Annotated in this window: 16 protein-coding genes; 9 read left to right on the top strand and 7 right to left on the bottom strand. The window is 66.1% G+C overall.

The window, feature by feature from the left end; all coding sequences use genetic code 11:
• Nucleotides 1-10 precede the first annotated feature (10 nt).
• The 4 genes from VH567_RS01005 (at nt 11) to VH567_RS00990 (ending at nt 6,516) form a co-directional block, all read left to right on the top strand.
• Complete coding sequence (locus VH567_RS01005; RefSeq protein WP_423322404.1) at nt 11-1,018, top strand: sugar kinase; 1,008 nt, start codon at nt 11-13, stop codon at nt 1,016-1,018.
• Entirely contained in the window at nt 1,005-2,609 is a 1,605-nt protein-coding gene (locus VH567_RS01000; RefSeq protein WP_423322402.1) for a carboxylesterase/lipase family protein, read from the top strand. The genes VH567_RS01005 and VH567_RS01000 overlap by 14 nt, the downstream gene beginning before the upstream one ends.
• 312 nt (nt 2,610-2,921) lie before the next feature.
• Nucleotides 2,922-5,924, top strand: coding sequence for a TonB-dependent receptor (locus VH567_RS00995; RefSeq protein ID WP_423322400.1), 3,003 nt, complete (start codon nt 2,922-2,924; stop codon nt 5,922-5,924).
• 127 nt (nt 5,925-6,051) lie between these two features.
• Entirely contained in the window at nt 6,052-6,516 is a 465-nt protein-coding gene (locus tag VH567_RS00990; protein ID WP_423322398.1) for a hypothetical protein, read from the top strand.
• 148 nt (nt 6,517-6,664) lie between these two features.
• On the opposite strand, the gene VH567_RS00985 is transcribed toward VH567_RS00990, so the two are convergent.
• The 6 genes from VH567_RS00985 to VH567_RS00960 form a co-directional block, all read right to left on the bottom strand.
• Nucleotides 6,665-8,071, bottom strand: coding sequence for a coniferyl aldehyde dehydrogenase (locus VH567_RS00985; protein ID WP_423323641.1), 1,407 nt, complete (start codon nt 8,069-8,071; stop codon nt 6,665-6,667).
• Between the two features lie 110 nt (nt 8,072-8,181).
• On the bottom strand, nt 8,182-8,529 hold the full coding sequence (locus VH567_RS00980; RefSeq protein WP_423322396.1) for a hypothetical protein: 348 nt from the start codon (nt 8,527-8,529) through the stop codon (nt 8,182-8,184).
• A 226-nt stretch (nt 8,530-8,755) separates the two neighbouring features.
• On the bottom strand, nt 8,756-9,961 hold the full coding sequence (locus VH567_RS00975) for an acyl-CoA dehydrogenase family protein (protein WP_423322394.1): 1,206 nt from the start codon (nt 9,959-9,961) through the stop codon (nt 8,756-8,758).
• A 10-nt stretch (nt 9,962-9,971) separates the two neighbouring features.
• Nucleotides 9,972-11,069 carry an acyl-CoA dehydrogenase family protein gene (locus VH567_RS00970; RefSeq protein ID WP_423322392.1) on the bottom strand — a complete coding sequence of 366 codons (1,098 nt, stop codon included), beginning with the start codon at nt 11,067-11,069 and terminating at the stop codon, nt 9,972-9,974.
• A complete protein-coding gene (locus VH567_RS00965; RefSeq protein WP_423322390.1) occupies nt 11,066-12,604 on the bottom strand; it encodes an acyl-CoA synthetase in 1,539 nt (512 codons plus the stop codon). The genes VH567_RS00970 and VH567_RS00965 overlap by 4 nt, the downstream gene beginning before the upstream one ends.
• Nucleotides 12,604-13,857, bottom strand: coding sequence for an acetyl-CoA C-acetyltransferase (locus VH567_RS00960; protein ID WP_423322388.1), 1,254 nt, complete (start codon nt 13,855-13,857; stop codon nt 12,604-12,606). Before VH567_RS00960 ends, VH567_RS00965 begins: the two co-directional genes overlap by 1 nt.
• Nucleotides 13,858-13,989: 132 nt before the next feature.
• Between VH567_RS00960 and VH567_RS00955 the strand changes: the two genes are divergently transcribed.
• Both VH567_RS00955 and VH567_RS00950 read left to right on the top strand, forming a co-directional pair.
• Nucleotides 13,990-14,532 (top strand): TetR/AcrR family transcriptional regulator, encoded by a 543-nt coding sequence (locus VH567_RS00955; RefSeq protein ID WP_423322386.1) that lies wholly within the window; start codon nt 13,990-13,992, stop codon nt 14,530-14,532.
• Between the two features lie 51 nt (nt 14,533-14,583).
• Nucleotides 14,584-16,203: a choline dehydrogenase gene (locus VH567_RS00950; protein ID WP_423322384.1), complete on the top strand. Its 1,620-nt coding sequence runs from the start codon at nt 14,584-14,586 to the stop codon at nt 16,201-16,203.
• A 368-nt stretch (nt 16,204-16,571) separates the two neighbouring features.
• Here the strand turns inward: VH567_RS00950 and VH567_RS00945 are convergent, their stop codons facing one another.
• Nucleotides 16,572-17,351 (bottom strand): SDR family NAD(P)-dependent oxidoreductase, encoded by a 780-nt coding sequence (locus tag VH567_RS00945; protein WP_423322382.1) that lies wholly within the window; start codon nt 17,349-17,351, stop codon nt 16,572-16,574.
• A 104-nt stretch (nt 17,352-17,455) separates the two neighbouring features.
• Between VH567_RS00945 and VH567_RS00940 the strand changes: the two genes are divergently transcribed.
• The 3 genes from VH567_RS00940 to VH567_RS00930 are packed head-to-tail and all read left to right on the top strand — an operon-like array spanning nt 17,456 to nt 23,052.
• Nucleotides 17,456-18,826, top strand: coding sequence for a cytochrome P450 (locus tag VH567_RS00940; protein ID WP_423322380.1), 1,371 nt, complete (start codon nt 17,456-17,458; stop codon nt 18,824-18,826).
• Between the two features lie 42 nt (nt 18,827-18,868).
• Nucleotides 18,869-20,947 carry a prolyl oligopeptidase family serine peptidase gene (locus VH567_RS00935; protein WP_423322378.1) on the top strand — a complete coding sequence of 693 codons (2,079 nt, stop codon included), beginning with the start codon at nt 18,869-18,871 and terminating at the stop codon, nt 20,945-20,947.
• The gene (locus tag VH567_RS00930; protein ID WP_423322376.1) at nt 20,944-23,052 is read left to right on the top strand and encodes a S9 family peptidase; all 2,109 of its coding nucleotides are present in this window, start codon (nt 20,944-20,946) and stop codon (nt 23,050-23,052) included. Before VH567_RS00935 ends, VH567_RS00930 begins: the two co-directional genes overlap by 4 nt.
• Nucleotides 23,053-23,092 lie beyond the last annotated feature (40 nt).

The following is a 23,092-nucleotide window of genomic DNA, read 5'->3' as shown; positions in this document are numbered from 1 at the left end:
AAGGGGCAATATGAGCAAATTCCTGGCGTTCGGCGAAATCATGCTGCGGTTGTCGCCCCCCGGGCGCGAGCTGCTGTTGCAGACGCCCAAGCTCGACGTGTGGGTCGCCGGCGCGGAGGCGAACGTCGTCACCCAGCTTGCCCGGCTCGGCCACGACGTCGGCATGGCGACGATGGTCCCCGACAACGACCTCGGTCGCGCGGCGATCACGACATTGCGCGGTCACGGCGTCGACACATCGACCATGGCGTTCGGCGGCGAGCGGATGGGGCTGTATTTTGTCACCTCGGGCGCGGGCCTGCGCGCAACCGAAGTGGTCTACGATCGCGCCTGGTCTTCGTTCGCCCAGGCACCGGTGAGCGCCTGGGACTGGGATACGTTGCTGGCAGGCGTCGATCGCTTCCACCTGTCCGGCATTACCCCGGCGCTCGGCCCGGTGCCCGCAGCAAGCGCGCTCGCGGCCGTCGAGGCCGCGACACGGCGCGGGATTCCGGTGTCGTTCGACGGCAACTGGCGCGGCAAGCTGTGGGAGCGCTGGGATTCGAACCCGCGCGCTATCCTGACCGACCTTGTCGCGCATGCCGATCTGATGTTCGGCAACCACCGCGACATCGCGCTCCTGCTCGATCGCGACTTTTCAGGCGGTGCAGAGGACCGGCGGCGCGAGGCGGCAGACGCGGCGTTCGACGCGTTTCCGCGGTTGCAGACGATCGCCTCGACCGCACGCCACGTCGAGCATGTCGATCTCCATCGCTTGTCGGCGCGGATCGATACGCGCACAACGCATGTCCAAACCGACGAGGTCGTGCTTGCCGGGATCGTCGACCGGATCGGTGGCGGCGATGCGTTCGCGGCGGGCGTGCTCCATGGACTGCGCTCGGGCGAGGATCTCGCCGACCTCGCGCGGATCGGCCTTGCACTCGCCGCATTGAAGCATTCGCTGCCGGGCGATGCGAGCCTGTTCCGCCAGGCCGATATCGACGCGTATCTGGCGGGCGGGCTCGATGTCCGGCGCTGACGGCTGGGCCCGGCGTGGCGTGCTCGGCGCGGGCGCAGCGACGCTGATTGCGGGGGCCGGGCGCACTACGATCCCGCTGCCACCGGTCGTGGTACGATGCCCCGCGGGCGGGTTCGTCGGCATGCCGCTGGGGCCGGGCGCGAACGGCGTGACGGCGTTCAAGGGCATTCGCTACGGTCGCGCCGAGCGATTCCGTGCGCCGGTGGCGATCCCGCCCGCGCGCGACCCGGTATCCGCTTTCACGTTCGGCCCGGTCTGCCCCCAGTCCGGGCCTTATGCCCCGCAATCCGAGGACTGCCTGTTCCTCAACGTCTGGACCGCCGAGACCGACGCCCGCGCGAAAAAGCCGGTGATGGTCTATATCCACGGCGGCGCCTATTCGAACGGCAGCGTCACCGATCCGCTGAACGACGGGCAAGCGCTGGCGGCACGCGGCGATTGCGTGGTCGTGACGACCAACCACCGGCTGAATGCGCTGGGCTATCTGTATCTCGCACGGCTCGATGCGCGGTTTCCCGACAGCGGCAATGCGGGCCAGCTCGACCTGATCCTCGCGCTCAAATGGGTGCGCGACAACATCGCGGCGTTCGGTGGCGATCCGAGCCACGTGATGGTGTTCGGTCAGTCTGGCGGCGGCGCGAAGATCGCGACGCTGATGGGCATGCCTGCCGCCGCCGGGCTCTTCCACCGCGCCGCGACCATGAGCGGGCAGCAGGTGACGGTGTCCGGGCCGCTGAACGCCACCGCGAGGACGCGGGCGTATCTGGCGAAGCTGGGCGTCGCGGAAGGCGATCTCTCGCCGCTCCTGGCGATGCCCGTCGAGACGCTCGTCGAAGCGCTGGATGCGACCGATCCGATCCTTGGTGGCGGGGTGTATTTCGGGCCCGTGCTCGACATGGCGTGGCTGACGCGACATCCGTTCTGGCCGGACGCGAACCCGCTGGGGAACCGCATCCCGATGATGCTCGGCAACACGCATGACGAAACGCGCGGGTTCATCGGGCGCGACTCGGCCAAGCTGCGCGGGCTCGACTGGAGCAACCTTGCCGCGCGAATGGCGCCCGAACTGAAGATCGACATCCTGCCCGAATGGGTGGTGGCGCAGTATCGCGGCCGCTATCCGGCCTGGACGCCGATCGAAATCTTCTACGATGCGACCACCGCCGGGCGGAGCTGGCGTGGGCAGGTGATCGAGGCGGAGGCGCGCGCGATGGCGGCAGCGGCGGGGGGCGCAGCGGGGGCCGCGCCGACATGGGTGTATCAGGTCGACTTCGCCTCGCGGACCGATCCGCGCCGCGGCGCCTTCCATACGATCGACATCCCGCTGGTGTTCGGTACGCTCGGTGCGGCGGGATCGCAGACCGGGACCGCCGCCGATGCGCGCGCCGCGTCGAGGGCGATGCAGGACGCGTTCGTTACCTTCGCCGCGACGGGTGCCCCCGGTCCTGCCGGTGCGCCCGACTGGCCGCGCTACGATCTGGCGTCCCGGTCGACGATGATCTTCGACGCGCGATCCCGCATCGAGAATGATCCGCGGCGCTGGCAGCGCGAACTGTTCGCGCGCGTCCCGTATATCCAGCCGGGAAGCTGAAGCCACCGCCACCGTTACGTCATGTGCTGGTTCGCCATCATCGCTGGGGGCGTCTCGGTCGATGCCACGATGATGCACGACGCGGCATGTTGACACACCGGACATCGTTCGACATTGTTGTGACACCGGTTACCTAGGCAGGTCAGGGACCGGTGGACGGACCAGCAACAACTGGGCGTCCGGGAGAGGATGAGATGCCCCCGTCGCGAATAACGGGTCTGAATCCCCAAGATAATCAGGACGGTAGCGATCTGGCGCAACGCCAAACGCGTAACCGGTGTCATCGGTATTAGCCGAACGGGGAGTGGTGCAATGGAAGTTCGAGCAACGGCAGCGATTCGGCGCAGGATCTGGCTGGGCGGCGTTTCAGCCGGCAGCGTGGTTCTCGCGCTTGCGATGCCCGCCACCGTGTTCGCGCAGGCGGCACAAATTCCCAATAGCGTGACGCCGGGCACGCCCGCGCAGATCGATCCGTCGCCCGCCCAGACCGCCGTCGTGCCACAAGGGCAGCCGACCGATCCGGCGGCGACCACTGCGCCGCAAGTGGACCCCGAAACCGTTTCGCCCGATAGCGAAACCGCGGAGATCATCGTCACCGGCTTCCGTCGCTCGCTCGACGCCGCGCTCAACGTCAAGCGTCAGTCGGTGTCGTCGGTCGACGCGATCGTCGCCGAGGACATCGCCAAGTTCCCCGACCAGAACCTCGCAGAATCGCTCCAGCGCATTCCCGGCATCTCGATCCAGCGCGACGCGGGCGAGGGGCGGGCGATCACCGTGCGCGGGCTCGGCGCTCAGTTTACGCGCGTCCGGGTCAACGGCCTCGAGACGGTCGCCACCTCGACCGACGGCGCCAGTTCGAACCGCGATCGCGCATTCGATTTCAACGTTTTCGCGTCCGAACTCTTCAACTCGATCGTCGTCCACAAGACCGCGGAAGCGTCGCTCGACGAGGGGTCGCTGGGCGCGGTGGTCGACCTCAACACCGGCAATCCGCTCGCCGGCAAGACCGGCGTCACGCTCGTCGGATCGGCACAGGCGAGCTATAACGATCTCAGCAAGAATTTCGGGCCGCGCCTCGCCGGCCTGTTGTCGTGGAAATCGGCGGACGGCAGTTTCGGTGCGTCGTTGTCCGGCGCGTACAGCAAGACCAACAATCTCGAACTCGGCAACAACAGCGTCCGCTGGGCGCAGGGCGTGTTCGACTCGGTCGATGGCACGCGCTGTTTCACCGCACCCAACCGCGGCGGCACCTATACCGGTGCGGCGGCGTGCGACGCGGCCGCGCTTGCCTTCCATCCGCATATTCCGCGCTATGGCTCGATCCGTCACGATCGCGAGCGGCTGGGGATCACCGGCAGCATCCAATGGTCGCCGAGCGATGCCACCAAGATCTCGATCGACGGGCTCTATTCGCGGTTCAAGGAAACGCGCGAAGAGAAATGGGCCGAGGTGCTGCTGCGCTCGAACGAACGCTCGATCGACCTCAGCAACTATACGATCGATTCGAACAACAATCTGATCAAGGCGACGCTCAACGACGCCTGGGTCCGCACCGAACATTACCTGCGCAAGTCGCAGACCGAATTCTACCAGATCGGCGGCAGCTGGGATCAGGATCTGTCGGAAACGTTCCGCTTCACGCTGCTCGGCGGCTATTCGAAGTCCGACGCGACGATCCCGGTCGAGACGACCTTCGTCTTCGACGACCGCGATGCGCAGGGGTATAGCTACGACTATACCGACATGAAGCGCCCGACGCTGACGTTCGGGACCAGCGTGACCGATCCGGCCAACTTCCAGCTCGCCGAAATCCGCGATCGGCCATCGGAAACCGTCAACGATTTCCGCACCGCGCAACTGCGCACCGAATGGGACGTGGCGGAAGGGTTCCAGATCAAGACCGGCGCGATGTATCGGCGCTTCTCGTTCGATACCAAGGGCTTCTCGCGCGATGCCGTCGTCTGTCCCAATGCGGGCGGCAAGGATGTCGTGCTCGGAACGCTGACATGCTCGCCCAACACGCTGTTCGGCCCGACCGCGGTCTACGGGTTCCCGGCCGGCAGCCTCGGCGAGATCTTCAATCTGGGGAAAGCAGGCCAGCCTTCGGGCACCACGTCCAGCTTCCTGGTTCCGAACATCGATGCGGCGGCGGCCTTTACCGGGCTCTACAACCGCACCCCGACCGTGCTCGTGGGCGATACCCGCAGCGTGTCGGAGGAGGTGACTGGGGGGTATATGCAGTTCGACGTGAAGGGCGACCTGCTCGGGCTGAGCTATGCGGCGAATGCGGGCGTGCGGTATGCGCATACCGCGCAGAAATCGACCGGCATTTCCTCCGCCGTGGTTGGCGGCGTCACCGTCAACACGCCGGCGACGGTCGAGCGGAGCTATGACGACTTCCTGCCGGCGATCAACGTCGCGCTGTTCCCGACAGAAAAGATCATCCTGCGCGGTGCGATCTCGAAGGTGCTGACGCGGCCGAGTCTGGGCAGCCTGACGCCGGGCGGTTCGGTCGACGGGTTCAACTACCGCGTGACGTTCGGCAATCCGCTGTTGAAGCCGTTCCGTGCGACCGCGTTCGACATCGCCGCCGAATGGTATTTCGCGCCGCAATCGATCTTCTCGGTCGCGCTGTTCAAGAAGAACATCGAGAGCTTCACCGTGACGCAGACGCGCAGCGGCAGCTTCGCCTCGACCGGCCTGCCGCTGTCGGTGATCCCGGCGAGCTCGCCCGCGGCGGGCGCGCCGGAAGGCCAGCTCTGGCAGATCAATGCGCCGGTCAACGGTGTCGGTGCGTCGCTGAAGGGCATGGAGATATCGCTCCAGTCGAGCTTCCGTTTCCTGCCGGGCTTCCTCCAGAATTTCGGCTTCCTCGCCAATGCGACGTTCGTCGATTCGAGCGCGGGCTATTCGCAGGGCGGACCGGCGACGAGCGTGACGCGGCCGGGCGGCGTGCTGGGTGCGTTGCCCAACACCACGCGCACCGCGACGCTCTATGGACTGTCGAAGCGCGCGTATAACGGGACGCTGTATTACGAGGACAAGAAGTTCAGCGCGCGCGGGTCGGTCAGCTATCGCAGCCCGTATATCGATGGCAGCTCGGCAACCGGTAACCTGTTCGAGGGGTATAATTCGACGCTCAACGTCGATGCGTCGCTCCGCTACAAGCTTACGCCCGCGGTCGAGGTGTCGCTCGAGGGCACCAACCTCACCGACAATTACCGCAGCCGGTACACCGATCTCGATGCCAACCGAAATTATGAATATAATCACTTCGGTCGCACGTTCCTGATGGGCGCGCGGTTCAAGATGTAGCGGGGACGCGACGGGGCGATCGGCCGGGCACGGTCGAAACGCCCCGTCTCGGTGTTTTCGTCTTCGGGCCTCTGGGGCGGCGTGCGCGTAACAGTGTGTGGTCAACGCTCAGACTACAGGGGTAGCCATGGCGTCTTTCGAGGACGATCCATCACGACGTGCCGTTCACCTTCAGGCACTGGTCGACACGATGAACCGCGCCGCCGACGAGGAAAAGCGGATGCTGTCCTCGACACGCCGTGTCATCACCCGGTTGTCGATCGCACGGCTGATGCTGGCGGCACGGCGCGCGCGCAGGCCGTTCATCGATGCCGACCTGCTCGGCGAGCCGGCCTGGGACATATTGCTGTTCCTCTACATCGCGTATCGCGAAGGGCGAACCGTCGAGATCGAGACGGCAATGGCCGCGGCGCAGACTGCGACTACGGTGGCGGGTCGCTGGATCGGCATCCTCGTCCACAAGGGCCTGATCGAGCCGATCGCGGCCACCTCCGACGACCCCAAGCAGTTTCTCTACATGACCGACAAGGCGGTCGCGGCGATGGAGGGGGCGATCGACAATTATCTGAAGATGGGGGACGAGCTGTTCTGATCGTGGCGGACGATGATCGTCCATCGTTCGCCCACACGCGCGCACGGTCCGGGACGATGGACCGGCATGGACGGGCCTACCAAGCACCGCGGTGTCGCTGGATCGACCAGGTCACGCCGCACTCCGGCGCGCGTCGGCCGGCAACCGATCAGCGGATCATGCGTGCGATCGTCTTGGCCGCCGCCGCACCGTACGGCGGCTTGAGCCCGGCGAGCTTGGCGACGTCGAGCCGCGACTGTTTGTAGACGGCGCGGGCGTGGCTGAACGTGCGAAAGCCGTCGATGCCGTGATACGCGCCCATGCCCGACGGGCCGCTGCCGCCGAAGGGCAGGTCCTCCATCGAGATGTGGAAGATCACGTCGTCGAGCGTCACGCCGCCGGAGATCGTCCGGTCGAGCACGCGGCGGCGTTCCGTCTCGTCGTTGCCGAAATAATAGAGTCCGAGCGGGCGGTCGCGGCGATTCACCTGCGCGATCGCGTCGTCGATGCCGTCGTAGCGGCGGATCGGCAGGACCGGGCCGAAGATCTCCTCCTGCATCACGATCATGTCGTCGGTCGCATCGCGGACGATATGCAGCGGCATCTTCCGCGAATTGGCGGCGCCGAAATCCTCGTTGGCGGGGTTCACGACCTCGACCGTCGCACCCTTCGCGCGGGCGTCGGCGATCCAGTCTGTGAGGCGCTGGTGGTGGCGGTCGTTGACCACCGAGGTGTAGTCGGCGTTCGCGAGCAGCGTCGGGTACATCGCGCTGGCGGCGGCCTTGATGCCATCGACGACCTTGGCTTCGTCCGCCGAGGGCACGAGCATGTAATCGGGCGCAAGGCAGATCTGCCCGGCGTTCATCATCTTGCCGAGCGTTACGCGTTCGGTCGCGCGCGCGATATCCGCCGAGGCGCCGAGGATGACGGGCGACTTGCCGCCGAGTTCAAGCGTGACGGGGGTAAGATTGTCCGCGGCGGCATGGAGGATGTGCCGACCAATCGCCGTCGCGCCGGTGAAGATGAGATGGTCGAACGCCAGCGAGGAGAACGCCTTGCCGACCTCCGCATCGCCCGAGACGATCGCGAGTTCATCCTGCGCAAAATATTTGGGGGCGATCTCCTCGAACAGCGCGGCGGTGGCGGGGGTGTATTCGCTCGTCTTCGCCATCGCGCGATTGCCCGCGGCGAACACGCCCGCGAGCGGCGCGATCAGCAGGTTCACGGGGAAATTCCACGGCGCGATGATGCCGATCACGCCCTTGGGTTGGTATTCTACCCACGCCTTCGCGCCGAGCAGGCCGAGCGGAAACTGGACCGGACGGCGGTCGCGCTTCATCCAGCGATCGAGATGCTTGGCGGCATGCGCAATCGGCGCAAGCGACGCGCCGATATCGGTCATCATCGTCTGCTCGCGACTGCGATGCCCGAAATCCTCCGACACCGCATCGCAGAACCGCGCGGCGTTATCGCGCACCATCGCCGCCGTGCGCTTGAGCCGGTCGAAGCGCACCGCCTTCGTGACCGGCATCTCAGCCATGAATGCTTCACGCTGGACGGTCAGGATGGTGTGCATGTCAGTCATCGGGGCATCCTCGGCGGATCAATGGTCGGAAGAGCACGGAACGAAGTGAACTTTTCGGTACAGCGGGTGGGAGCGAAAATTCAGTGGCAATGATTGGGTAATCAGCCGTTGTTGCGATTGAACAATTGTCGGAGTCGTCGGTGTCTCGCCAACAACTGCGCTCGATGCTCGGCCGCAGCCCGCTCCTGAAAGTCCGAACGGCTGTAACCGACAGCCCATCGATAAAGCGAAATGAGCATGATCGAGAACATTCCAGCCGCGCCAAGAACAACAACCACAAGGATCGCCGTGCCGTCACTGGGATAGCCCAAGGCTTCTAGAGCGATGCCTATTGCGATGCTAATGAAGACTGGGACGCCCCAGACGAAGCGTTGCCCGAAGGCGAACACGGGATTGTATTTCCGGCTTGCCCAGTCCCGATCAATCCAGTCAATCAGCGCAAGAAACATGAAGCTTTGCCCCTTTGTGGCCGTCTTATCGCCGGATACCGATGTCCGCTAATGGGCGTTTTATAAGGACGGAACGACATCCAATGCGGATCGATGGATTTGGGGTTCTCTTTCCGTCATGCCGGGCTCGTTCCGGCATCCACCGTGCCGCAAAATCGAGAGAATCTGGTTTGCGGATCCGTGGACCCCGGAACCGGTCCGGGGTGACGGAGCGACATTGGGAGACTCACGCTCCCACCGGCAAATCCCGGAACGCCTGATCCTTGTCGACGCGGATTTCGCCGGGGAGGCCGAGGACGCGTTCGGCGATGATGTTCTTGAGGATCTCGTCGGTGCCGCCGGCGATGCGCAAGCCCGGCGCCCACATCGTCGCGGCGTGGAATGCACCCTTCAACGGTGTCAGCGCGGGGTCGGATATGATGCCGTATTGATCGCCCGCCTCGACCGCGGTGTTGCCGATCGCTTGCAACTGGTTGGCGGCGACGATCTTGCCGATCGAGCTTTCGGGGCCGGGCACCTGGCCCTTCGACAACGCGGTGATCGTCCGCATCCGGGTGTTGCGCAGGCCCTCCGATTGCACCCACCAGTCGGCGAGCGTCTGGCGGAACGCGGTGTCCTTGAGCAGCGGGCCGTCTGCGCCGTTGGCTTGGGCGGCGAAGGCGAGGATGTCCTCGGGGCCGACGCCGCCGCTCGTACCGATCGCGAGGCGCTCGTTCATCAGCGTGAACAGCGCGACCTTCCAGCCGCCGTCGACGGGGCCAAGGCGTTGCGCGTCGGATATGCGGACGTCCTCGAACCAGACTTCGTTGAAGCTCGACCCGCCGGACATCTGGTGGATCGGGCGGATCTCGATCCCGGGCGCCTTCAGGTCGAGCCAGAACATCGTCAGGCCCTGATGCTTGGGGACGTCGGGGTTGGTGCGGACCAGGACGATGCCGTAGTCGCTGTAATGCGCGCCCGAGGTCCAGACCTTCTGGCCGTTGATCACCCAGTCGTCGCCGTCTCGCACCGCACGCGTGCGGATCGCGGCGACGTCCGAGCCGCCGGCGGGTTCTGAGAAGAGCTGCGACCAGATCTCGTCGCCGCGTACCGCGGGGCCGACGAAACGCCGCTTGGTCGCGTCGTCGGCATAGGCCATCACGGTCGGTACGCACATGCCGAGCCCGATCGTGAAATAGCTGCCGTCGACCGCGTGGCGCGCTTCCTCCTGGCCGAAGATCACGCTTTCGATCGGTGTGCCGCCGCCGCCACCCCATTCCTGCGGCCAGGTGATGCACGCATAGCCGCCCGCCGCCTTGCGCGCTTGCCACGCCTTCGCCTTGGTCATGTCGTCGGGGTAATGGCCGGCGTCGTGCTCGGCGATGTTGGCGTCGAGCCACGCCCGTGCGGCAGCGCGATACGTGGCTTCGGCGTCGCTGTCTTTGAAGTCCATGCTCGTCCTTTCAGGCGGCGTTGCGCATTTCGAGTTGGCCGACGAGGCGTTCGCGCCACGCAGCGGGGGCGCCGGCGACGAGCGCGAGCTGGCGCGAGCGGCGGTAATAGAGGTGGCAGTCGGACTCCCAGGTGAAGCCCATCCCGCCGTGCGTCTGGATATTCTCCTTCGACGCGAACCAGTAGGCGTCGGAGGCGGCGACGCGCGCGGTGGCGGCGGCGAGCGGCAGTTCGGCGGCGCCCGCGTTCAGCGCCCACGCGCCGTAATAGGCGTTCGAGCGCGCGAGTTCGTTCTTCACGTACATGTCGGCAAGCTTGTGCTTGATCGCCTGGTAGCCGCCGATCTGGCGTCCGAACGCGTAGCGATCGAGCGCGTAGCCCTTCGCCATGTCGAGACAGCGATCCGCGCCGCCGAGTTGTTCGAACGCGAGGAGCACGGCGGCGCGGTCGAACACCGCTTGCATCGCGGCGATGCCATCGTCGCTGCCGAGTTTTTCGCAGGGCGCGTCGGTGAAGGTGAGGCGGGCGGCGCTGCGGGTCGGGTCGAGCGTTTCGAGGACCTCCGCGGTGACGCCTGCGCCTTTCTCGACGAGGTAGAGGCCGTCGCGGGCTAGGACAACGATCAGGTCGGCGACGTCGCCGTCGGTGACGGGGATCTTCTCCCCGGTGAGCTTGCCGCCGGAGACGGTGGTGCGGATCGAGCGCGCGGTGACCGGGCCGGCGCCTTCCGACGTTGCGAATGCGCCGATGACGTCACCCGCCGCGATCCGTGGCAGCCATCGGACTTTCTGGGTGTCGCTGCCGTAGAGCATCAAGGCTTCGGCGACGAAATAAACGGTCGAGGCGAACGGGATCGGGGCGCAGGCTCGGCCCAGTTCCTCGGCGACCGCGCAGAGTTCGATATGGCCGAGCCCAAGTCCGCCGAACTCCTCAGGGATCGCTGCGCCGAGCCAACCCTGTGCGCCGACCGCTTTCCAGAGGTCTGCATCATACGCTTTGGCGGGATCGTCGAGCACCGTTCGGACCCGGTCGCTGCCGCAATGCGCTGCCAGGAACTTGCGCGCTTCGTCCTTGAGGAATTTCTGGTCGTCGGAATAATCGAAGTTCATGCGGACTCCTTGGCTTGCGCCCAATATTCGTCGCGGAGCAGGCGCTTGTAGAGCTTCCCCGTTTCGTGCCGCGGCAGCGTGTCGCGGAAGTCGATCCGGCGTGGCGCTTTCACATGGCTGAGGTTCGCGCGGGCGAAGGCGCTGAGCTCGGCGGCGAGTTGCACGCGGTCCTCGGACGGGTCGGCGGGGCAGATTATTGCCACCACCTGCTCGCCCATCTCGTCGTCCGGCGCGCCGATCACCGCGACGTCGGCGACCTTGGGGTGGGTGACGAGCAGATTCTCGATCTCGGCCGGATAAATGTTCACGCCGCCCGAGATGATCATGAAGCTCTTGCGGTCGGTGAGGTAGAGATAGCCCTCCTCGTCGAGCCAGCCGACATCGCCAAGCGTCGTCCAGCCATGTGCGTTGGCGGCCTCCGCGGTCTTGGCGGGATCGTTGTGATATTCGAACGCGCCGCCGCCCGCGAAATACACGTCGCCCTCCGCGCGTGGAGGGAGGGCGTTGCCGTCCTCGTCGCAGATCTTCGTCTGCGCGGTCAGGTTGCGGCCGACCGAGCCATTGTGCGTCAGCCATTCCGCGCTGGAGATCGCGCAGAAGCCGTTGCCTTCGGTGCCGGCGTAATATTCGCCGATGATCGGCCCCCACCAGTCGATCATCGCCTGCTTGACCGGGAGCGGGCAGGGGGCCGCGGCGTGCCATACCGCCTTCAACGACGACACATCGTAGCTCGCGCGGACGTCTGGCGGGAGTTTGAGCAGGCGGATGAAGTGCGTCGGCACCCATTGCGCGTGCGTGACGTGGAACCGTTCGATCGCGGCGAGCGCGGCTTCCGGGTCGAAATGCTCCATCACGACAACGGTGCCGCCGACCTGATGCACCGCCATCGACCAGCGCAGCGGCGCGGCGTGATAGAGGGGCGCGGGCGAGAGATAGACCATCTCGGGCGTGAACCCGTACAGCCCCTTGCCGAGCATCACGAGCGGCGAGACGTTGGTGCCGAACGGCTCGTCCGACAGTGCGTGCTTGACGCCCTTGGGCTTGCCGGTGGTGCCCGACGAATAGAGCAGGATGCCGCCGGGCGAGGGGTCGGCGATGGGCGTGGCGGGCATCGCATCGCGTGCGGCTTCATAAGAGTCGTAACCCTCGATCGTGTCGTCGACCATGTAGCGCGCCACGTCGTCGAGCATCGGTGCCAGCGCCGCCGCCACCTCAGCACACCCCTTGCTTGCGATCAGCACACGGCAATCGCCGTCGCGGATGATGTACGCCGCCTCGCTCGCGGTCAGTTTCGACGACAGGCAGGTGCAATACACCCCGGTACGCTCGGCCGCCCACATCACCTCCAGATAGCGCGGCGAATTGTCCATCAGCACCGCGATGCCGTCGCCGCGCTTCAGCCCGAGCGAGCGCAACAGATGCGCGCCCTGGTTCGCCCTCACATCCAGGTCGCGATACGTCACCGTCTCGCCCGTCGCCGCCATGATGTAGGCGGGTTTGTCGGGCGTCGTCAGCGCGTGCGCGACGGGGTGCATCAGACGCGCTCGATAATGATCGCCGGCGCCATCCCGCCGCCCGCGCACATCGTCACGAGCCCGCGCTTCAGGTCGCGCCGTTCGAGTTCGTCCAAGATTGTCCCGATCAGGATCGCGCCGGTCGCGCCGATCGGATGGCCGAGCGCGATCGAACCGCCGTTGACGTTCACCTTGTCGCGGTCGAGCTTCAGGTCGCGAATGAACTTCTCGGCGACCACCGCGAACGCCTCGTTGATCTCCCACAGATCGATGTCGTCGACCGTCAGCCCCGCCTTCGCGAGCACTTTTCGCGCGGCGGGGACGGGGGCGTTGAGCATCAGCGTCGGGTCGTCTCCCATGTTCGCCATCGCTACGATCCGTGCGCGCGGCTTCAGGCCGTGCTTGGCGGCATAGTCGGCGCTGGCGAGCAGCACGGCCGCGGCGCCGTCGACCACGCCGGACGAATTGCCGGCGTGATGGACGTGCTTGATATCGACGTCGGGATAACGCCGGTTGATCTGCTTGCGATACGTCGTGCCCTTTTCGTCGAGCGGAATGTCGGCGATCCCGGCGAACGAGGGGCGCAACGCGGCGAGGCCTTCGGCAGTCGTATCGGGCCGCGGATATTCGTCCTTCTCGAGCACCAGCGCACCGGTATCGTCGGTGACGGCGACGAGGCTGCGATCGAAGCGGCCTTCGGCGATCGCCACCGCGGCACGCCGCTGGCTCTCGAGCCCGAGCGCTTCGAGCGTTTCGCGGTCGATCCCCTCGATGCTGGCGATCGCGTCGGCGCAGATGCCCTGGTTCGATTGCGGATGCGCGGCGTCGAGCCTGGCGTTGCCCGAGCCGATCCCGAGCGGTCGCTTGCCCGCCGCCATGTCGTCCTGCATCATCGTGGTGGTCAGCGACATCATCTCGGTGCCGCCGGCGATGACGAGGTCCTCCATCCCGCTCATGATCTGCGCCGCGGCGAAGTTCACCGCCGTGATCCCGCCGCCGCAGAACCGATCGAGCGTCGTCCCGCTCGCCTTGACGTCATAGCCCGCGTCGAGCGCCGCCATCCGCCCGAGATCGCCGCTCTGTTCGCCACGCTGAGTCGAGGTCGACCAGATGATGTCGTCGACATCGGCGGTATCCAGCTTGTTTCGCTCGGCAATCGCCTTCAGGACGGTCGCGGCGAGATGTTGGGGGTGCATGTGCGCAAGCGCGCCCTTGCCCGTCTTGCCGATCCCGCGCGGGGTACGGACGGCGTCGATGATCAATGCCTCGGCCAAAATCACTCTCCTGTTACACCCGCCGCTATAGTGCGGTCGTGGTGCCTGATGCCGGATTGCGTCCGGCTTCGTTCCGACGTAACATTCGTTATGGAGAGTGGCTTGTCAAGCACGGTATCGGTTGAAAACGACGTGGCACCCCGCGCGGACCTGGCGCCACGCGACTGGCTGGAGATCGGGCAGGCCTTGCTCAAGAGCGGGGGCTTGCGTGCGCTGAAACTCCGCAGCCTCGCACAGGCAGCGGGGGCGTCGACCGGCAGCTTCTATCATCATTTCAAGGATTTCGACGGCTATCATGCCGCGCTCGCATCGTATTTCGCGGAGGCGCAGATCGATCCGTTGCTCGCGTCGCTGGCCGCCTCGGACCTTGCGCCGGTCGAGCGGATCCGCGCGTTCGCCGAGCATGTCCGCGATCACGACATGTCCCAATTGGCGCTCGCGATGCGCGCCTGGGCGAAGAGCGACGCGCGCGCGGCGGCGGCGATCCGCGAGCATGACGACAAGGTGATGGCGTTCCTGGTGGAGCAGCTGACCGCGCACGGGTTCGATTCCGTAGAGGCGGGTATTCGTGGCTACGCGCTGCTCGCGGTGGGGTTGAGCGAAGTGCATCCGGTCGAGGGTCTAGATCGCGGGATATTGCGAACCGGGTTGCTAACGCTGCTATGCGAGCGCTAGCCTGAAACCGCGACTCTGTAAAAAGCGGAGCGTGAACAAGAGGATGCGGGCATGCAGACGTATGACTACGTAATTATCGGCGCGGGCTCGGCCGGCTGTGTGCTCGCCGCGCGGCTGACCGAGGACCACGATGTGTCGGTGCTGCTGCTTGAGGCGGGTGGGCGCAACGACGGCGTTCTGGTGCGGATGCCCGCAGGGGTCGGCGAACTCATTAAGAGCAAGAACGCGAGCAACTGGGGCTTTTCGACCGAGCCCGAGCCGCATCTCGACAACCGCCGGCTGTGGTGGCCGCGCGGCAAGGGGCTGGGCGGCAGTTCGTCGATCAACGGCATGATCTACACGCGGGGGCATCCGCAGGATTACGACGAGTGGCGACAGATGGGGCTGCCCGGCTGGTCGTTCGATGACGTGCTGCCGTATTTCAAGCGGCTCGAAGGGCATCATCGCGGCGAGTGCCCCTTGCATGGGGGCGGCGGTCCGCTGACGATCTCGGGCGGCGAGTCCGACAGCCCGTTCTATGACGCGCTGGTCGAGGCGGGACGGCAGGCCGGGTACCCGGTTACCGAGGATTTTAACGGCGCGAGCCAGGAGGGCTTCGGCCGCTACGATCTGACGGTGGCGGACGGGAAGCGGTGGAGCACGGCGGCGGCGTATCTGCGGCCGGTGTTGTCGCGGCGTAACCTGACCTGCGTGACGGGCGCGCGGACGACGCGGATCCGGATCGACAAGGGGCGGGCGGTCGGTGTCGACTATGTGCTCGACAAGGGCGCGCGGGCGGAGTCGGTGACCGCGGCGCGCGAAGTGCTGTTGTGCGCGGGGGCGGTGCAGTCGCCGCAGATCCTCCAACTGTCGGGGATCGGCGATCCGGATCGGCTGACCGCAGCGGGGGTCGGCGTGGTGCATGCGCTGCCCGGCGTCGGGGAGAATCTGCAGGATCATCTCGACGTCGTGATGAACTGGAAATCGCGTGGGCTGCGGACTGGCTATGCGATGACCAAGGGCGTCGGGATGATTGGCGTCGGGCTAAACTACCTGTTGCGCGGCAAGGGGGCGGGGCGGCAGCAATTCCTCGAGGCCGGCGCGTTCGTGGCGTCGCGCGAAGGGCTGTCGCGGCCCGACGTGCAAATCCACGCGGTGCTCGCGATCATGCAGGATCACGGCAAGGTAAAGGCGACCGAGGATGGCTTCACGCTGCATCTGTGTCAGTTGCGGCCGGAGAGTCGCGGGCGGATCGGGCTGCGCTCGGCCGATCCGTTTGCCGATCCGGTGATCGTCGCGAACTATCTGGCGACCGCGGAGGATCGGCGGGTGATGCGGGCGTGCGTCGGGATCGGACGCGATGTCGCGCGGCAGGCGGCGCTCGATCCGTACCGGGCGGGGGAATTGTCGCCGGGCGAAGACGTGCGGACCGACGACGAAATCGACGCCTGGGTAAGGCGGACGGCGGAGACGATCTATCACCCAGTGGGGACGTGCAAAATGGGCACATCGGACGATAAGCTGGCGGTGGTCGATGCGACTTTGGCGGTGCGCGGGTTGCAGGGCTTGCGGGTGGTGGATGCGTCGGTGATGCCAACGCTGATCGGCTCGAACACCAACGCCCCGACGATCATGATTGCGGAGAAGGCTGCGGACATGATCAAGGGCCGGCAGTTGGCGCGGGCGGCTTGAGGCTCGCTACCAAGCACCACTCCGACTACGAGGCACCACCCCGGCGAAGGCCGGGGCCCAATTGGAAAGGCCGCAGTAACGAAGCGTTGCCCTCAGTTACCGACGTCCCCCAATTGGGCCCCGGCCTTCGCCGGGGTGGAGGTTGGTACCGGGCAGCCTGAAGGGGGCCGTTAAACGATCCTCCCCCGCAAGGGGGAGGTGGCGGCGAAGGTGATGGAGGGGGAGGACACAGAACCTTGGTTACCCTTTCCTCCCCCTCCGTCTGGCAAGCGCCAGCCACCTCCCCCTGGCGGGGGAGGATACGAACTTGACCACCTAGCGGGCCCCATCCTCACTCATCGCCGTGGGAAGGGTGACGACGGCCTACATCACCGAGGCGCCATACGGATCGCGCCATCCAGCCGCACGTCCTCCCCATTGAAATACCCGCACTCGATCATCGTCAGCGCCAGCGCCGCGAACTCCTCCGGCCGCCCTAGGCGCTTGGGAAACGGCACCGACGCCGCCAGTGCATCGCGGACCGGTTGCGGCGCGGCGGCCAGCAGCGGCGTGTCGAAGATTCCCGGCAGGATCGTGTTCACCCGGATCCCCTCGCTCATAAGGTCGCGCGCGATCGGCAGGGTCATGCCGACCACGCCGGCCTTTGATGCAGAGTAGGCGGCTTGCCCCATCTGGCCGTCCTCCGCCGCCGCGCTCGCCGTATTCACGATCGCGCCACGCTCGCCGTCCTCGCCGGGTTCCAGCGTCAGCATCCCCGCGGCCGACTTGGCGAGGCAGCGGAACGTGCCGACTAGATTGATCTGGATGATCCGGTCGAACGCATCGAGCGGGAAATGCTTGATCGAGCCGTCCTGCTTCGATCGCCCCGCGGTCTTCGCCGCATTGCCGGTCCCCGCGCAATTGACCAGGATCCGCTCTTGGCCGTGCGCCGCGCGCGCCGCCGCGAACCCCGCATCGACGCTGTCGTCGGAAGTAACGTCGACCTTGCAGAACACCCCGCCGATTTCCGCTGCGAGCGCTTCGCCCTTGTCCGCCTGGAGGTCGAAGATCGCCACCTTCGCGCCCTTGGCGGCCAGCGCGCGCGCGGTCGCCGCGCCCAATCCCGACGCGCCGCCGGTCACCACGGCAGCACTGTTTGCGAGGTCCATGCATCTCTCCTGTCAAAGCCCCGGGATCCGCGCCCCGGTTGCAGAACATTAGTTATGCCGGTATTCGAGGCTTGCCAAGCCGGCATGTCGCTGAGGATCCGTCGATGAGCCACGCCATGTTGCAGAACGCCAGCGCGCACTGGCTCCCGCGTCAGCGTAAAGGTGCGCTCGATCATATCCCCGGCAATTACGGCCTGCCGTTCGTCGGCAACACGTTCAAGTTGCTCGCCGATCCGATCGCGTTCTCGGAAGATATGGCGGCGCGGTACGGCCCGGTGTATCGCAATCGTGCGCTCGGCGGCACCGGCGTCAACCTGCTCGGTCCCGACGCGAACGAGCTCGTGCTGTTCGACCGCGACAAGATCTTCTCGTCCGAACAGGGCTGGGGGCCGGTACTCAACCTGCTGTTCCCGCGCGGGCTGATGCTGATGGATTTCGACAAACATCGCGCTGATCGAAAAACGCTGTCGGTGGCCTTCAAGCCCGAGCCGATGCGGCATTACGCGACCGAACTCGATACCGGGATCGAAGCGGCGATCGGTGGCTGGGCCGGGCAGACGCTACGCTTCTACGACGTGGTGAAAAAGCTCACCCTCGATCTCGCCGCGACCAGTTTCCTGGGCGTGCCGCTCGGCGCGGAGGCGGACCGGATCAACCAGGCGTTCGTCGACGAGGTGCAGGCGAGCGTGTCGCCGATCCGCAAACCCTGGCCCGGCACGCAGATGCGCAAGGGGGTGAAGGCCCGCGCCTATCTGGTCGACTTCTTCGAGCGCGAGATCCCCGCGCGCCGGACCGGCGACGGCCAGGATTTCTTCTCGCAATTCTGCCGCGCGACCGATGACGACGGCGCGCCGTTGAGCGCGCTGGCGATCGCCGACCACATGAATTTCCTGATGATGGCGGCGCACGACACGATCACGTCGTCCGCGACGAGCCTCGTCATGCTGCTCGCGCGCAATCCGGACTGGCAGGAGCGGTTGCGCGAGGAAGTCGCCGCGCTGGATACGGCGCTGCCGCTGACCGAACAGCTCGATCGCCTGATCCTCACAGAATATGCGTTCAAGGAATCGCTCAGGATGATGCCGCCGGTCCCGTCGATCCCGCGCCGCGCACTGAAGGATTTCAGCTTTGGGGGGTATGACATTCCGGCGGGGACGAGCGTCGGGACGGCGATCACCTACACGCACCGGATGGCGGAATACTGGCCCGATCCCGAGCGGTTCGACCCGCTGCGCTTCACGCCCGAAGCGTCGAAGGGGCGCCACCGGTTCGCGTGGGTGCCGTTCGGCGGCGGCGCGCACATGTGCATTGGGCTGCATTTCGCGACGATGCAGATGCGGCTGCTGATCGCGCATCTGCTTACGCGCTACCGGATCGAGGCGGCGGCGGGCAGCGGTGATGCTTGGCAGGTGTTCCCGATCCCGCGCCCAAAGGATGGTTTGCCGGTGACGTTCGTGCCGCTTGCCTCCACGTGATAATGTGTCATCGTGCCGCGGTTCATTCGAAGGAGCCGTTCGTTGCGCTTGACCCTTGCTCTCCTCCTGCTCGCGGCGACGCCGGCCTTTGCCCAGCAACAGCCGGTTGCTCCCGTACCCGACGGCTCGACGCGCAGCTTCACCGGGAGCGACCTGTTCGGCCTGACGATCGCCGCCGATCCGCAGATCAGCCCGGACGGCAAGACGATCGTCTATGTCCGCCGCACCGGCGACGTGATGACCGACAAGATGCAGTCGTCGCTCTGGCTGATCGACGTCGCGAGCGGTCGGCAGACGCCGTTCGCCACCGATGGCAGCAGCCCGCGCTGGTCGCCCGATGGTGCGCGGATCGCCTATGCCGCGCGCGACGGCGAGGGATCGCAGTTGTTCGTCCGCTGGATCGGCGGTGCGCAGAGTGCGCGCGTGACGAGTTTCCCCGGTGATCCGCAGGCGCTCGCCTGGTCGCCGGACGGGACCAAGCTCGCCTATATCGCGACGGTGGCGGGCGAGGGGACCAAGCTCGGCACGCAGCCACCCAAGCCCGAGGGCGCGAAATGGGCTGAGCCGCTGACGATCATCGATAGGGTCAATTACCGCAACGACGGGCCGGGCTATGTGAAGCCGGGCTACGACCATCTGTTCGTGGTCGGTGCCGACGGGGGCGCGGCCCGGCAGCTCACATATGGGAAGTTCGACGATGGCGGTCCGTTGTCGTGGACGCCCGATGGCCGCAGCATCGTCTTCGCCGCGATCCGTGGCCCCGCCGCCGATCGCCAGGTGATGAATTCTGACGTGATCGCGGTCGATGCGGCGAGCGGCACGATGCGAACCCTCACGACGCGCGACGGTCCCGATGCCCAGCCGCGCGTGTCGCCGGATGGGTCGAAAATCGCGTGGCTCGGCTTCGACGACAAGCGCCGCAGCTATGAGAACACGCAGCTCTATGTCGGCGACCGCGACGCCGCCTCGCCGCGCTCGCTGACCGCCACGCTCGACCGTGCGATCGAGGACGCGGTGTGGTCCGCCGACGGCCGCAGCCTGTATGCGAGCTACGACGACCGCGGCCAGCGCCGCGTTGCGCGCGTCGGTGTCGATGGCCGCGTCACGCCGTTGATCGACAATGTCGCGGGCGGCGGGCTCGATCGGCCCTATACCGGCGGCGAGTTCTCGGTCTCGAAGGGCGGCACGATCGCCTATACCGGTGGTGATGCGAGCGCACCTGCCGACGTCTGGGTGCTGGCAGGTGGCAAGCCGCGCCGTCTGACGACGCTCAACGCGGTGCTGGCCGGATCGAAGGCGCTCGCACAGGTGCGCAAGATCGCGGTGACCGCGCCCGATGGTCGCCCGATCGACGCATGGCTCGCCACCCCGCCGGGACGCGTCGCGGGGCAGCGCGTGCCGCTGATCCTCGAGATCCACGGCGGACCCAACGCCGCCTACGGCCCCGGCTTCGCGACCGACATGCAGCTCTACGCTGCGGCCGGCTATGCGGTGCTCTGGACTAACCCGCGGGGCTCGACCTCCTATGGAGCCGAGTTCGCCAACCTGATCGACAAGACCTATCCCGCCGCGGATTACGACGACCTGATCGCCTCGGTCGACGCGGCGATCGCGGAGGGCACGGCCGATCCCGACAATCTGTTCGTGACCGGCGGATCGGGTGGCGGGCTGCTGACCGCGTGGATCATCGGCAAGACCGACCGGTTCAAGGCCGCCGCGACGCAGAAGCCGGTGATCAACTGGATCAGCGAGGCGCTGACGATGGACAACACGCTGTTCACCTCGCGCTATTGGTTCACCAAGCTGCCGTGGGAGGATCCGATGAGCTATTGGAATCGCTCGCCGCTGAGCATCGTCGGCAACGTCAAGACGCCGACCCTGGTGGTGGTCGGTGGCGACGATTACCGGACGCCGGTGAGCGAATCCGAGCAATATTATGCAGCGCTCCAGATTCGCGGCGTGCCGACCGCGCTGGTGAAGGTGCCGGGCGCAAGCCACGGTGGCCTCGCCGCACGCCCGTCGCAATCGGCGGCAAAGGCGTCGGCGATCATCGCCTGGTTCGATCGATACCGGAAGCCGGCCACAGCAATGGCGGCAGAAACACAGGGAGCAGCACGATGACGATACGGTATATGATGCTGGCCGGCGTGGCGCTGGTCTCGACGGCGGCTGTCGCGCAGGTCCAGCCTCCGCGCGTGGCGAAGAAGCCGTTCCAGGTGACGTCGCCCAACGGCGCGCGCGAGGACGATTATTACTGGCTGCGCGACGATACGCGGAAGAACCCCGAGATGCTTGCCTATCTCGCCGCGGAGAACGCCTATGCCGATGCGCAACTTGCCTCGCTGAAGCCGCTCCAGGCCAAGCTGTACGAAGAGACCGTCTCGCATATCAAGCAGGACGACAGCTCGGTCCCGTATGCGAAGGACGGCTATTATTACGGCTCGCGGTTCCAGACCGGCGCGGATTACCCGATCCTGGAACGCCGCAAGGGCAGCCGCACCGCGCCTGCCGAAACGCTGTTCGACGAACCGGCGATGGCGAAGGGCCACAGCTTCTTCGCGCTGAGCGACTGGGCGGTGAGCCCCGACAACGCCCGCGTCGCCTGGGCCGAGGATACCGTCGGGCGGCGCCAATATGTGCTCAAGGTGAAGGACCTCGCGACCGGCGCGACGATCGCTGACACCGTGTCGAACATCGAGCCCAACGTCGTCTGGGCCGACGACAACAAGACGGTGCTCTATGTCGAGAAGGACCCGGTCACGCTGCGGGGGTACCGCGTGAAGGCGCATGTCCTCGGTACGCCCGTGGCGAGCGATCGGCTGTTGTACGAGGAGAAGGACGACACCTATTCGATGGAGGTCTCACGCACCGCCGACGACAAGTTCGTCTGCATCGGCGTGAGTAGCACGGTCAGCGACGAGCAACGCTGCGCACCCGCCGTGGCACCGACCAGCTTCACGATCGTCGCACCGCGGGCGCGCGAGTTCCGTTATAGCGCGGATCATATCGGCAATCGGTGGATCATCCGCACCAACAAGGACGCGAAGAACTACAAGCTCGTCACCGTCGCCGACGCCGATCTGGCCAAGGGCATTGCGGCGTGGCGCGACCTGACGCCGGCCAGCGACACCGTCTTCATCGAGGGGTTCAAGCCGTTCGACGGGTTCGTTGCGATCGACCAGCGCGAGGGCGGCAACCGGATGATCCGGGTGCTGAGCGATGCGGGCAAGTCGACCGCGGTGACCGCTGACGAACCCGCCTATCGCATGTCGCTCGACGTCAACGAGGAGACTGCGACGCCGTGGGTCCGCTACACCTACGGCTCGCTCGTCACGCCTACCACCACGTATGAGGTCAACGCGAAGACCGGCGAGCGCCGTGTATTGAAGGTTGCGCCAGTGCCGGGCTACGACCCCGCGAAATACGTAACAGAACGGGTCTGGGCACCCGCGAGAGACGGCACGCGGATTCCCGTGTCGCTGGTCTACGCCAAGGGCACCAAGCGCGACGGCACCGCGCCGCTCTTCCAATACGCCTATGGCAGCTACGGCATTTCGAGCGACCCCGCCGTCGATCCCGGCCGGATCGGCCTGCTCGACCGCGGAATGGTCTATGCGATCGCGCATATCCGCGGCGGGCAGGAGATGGGGCGCGGCTGGTATGACGACGGGCATCTGCTCAACAAGAAGAACAGCTTCACCGACTTCATCGACGTCACCCGCTATCTCGTCGCGCAGAAATACGCCGCCAAGGACCGCGTCGCGGCGATGGGCGGCAGCGCGGGCGGGCTGCTGATGGGCGGCGTCGCGAACATGGCGCCGGCCGACTACAAGCTCATCATCGCGCAGGTGCCGTTCGTCGACGTGGTTACGACGATGCTCGACGCGTCGATCCCGCTGACGACCTTCGAGTACGACGAATGGGGCAATCCCGCGCAGAAGGCGTCCTACGATTACATGCTGAGCTATTCGCCATACGACAACGTCGAGGCGAAGGCGTATCCGGCGCTGTATGTCGGCACCGGGCTATGGGACAGCCAGGTGCAATATTACGAACCGACCAAGTGGGTCGCCAAGCTCCGCGAACTGAAGACCGACACCAACCCGCTGCTGTTCCGCGTCAACATGGAGGCGGGCCATGGCGGCAAGTCGGGGCGCTTCGAGCGCTATCGTCAGAATTCGGAATGGCAGGCGTTCATGCTGCAACAACTCGGCATCGCGAAATAGCACGCCCGTTGGCACGCGACCGAAAGCAGGGTACCGATCG

Source organism: Sphingomonas sp. 4RDLI-65 (assembly GCF_049472435.1).
GTDB lineage: Bacteria > Pseudomonadota > Alphaproteobacteria > Sphingomonadales > Sphingomonadaceae > Sphingomonas.
This window is presented reverse-complemented; position numbering and strand designations above follow the sequence as displayed.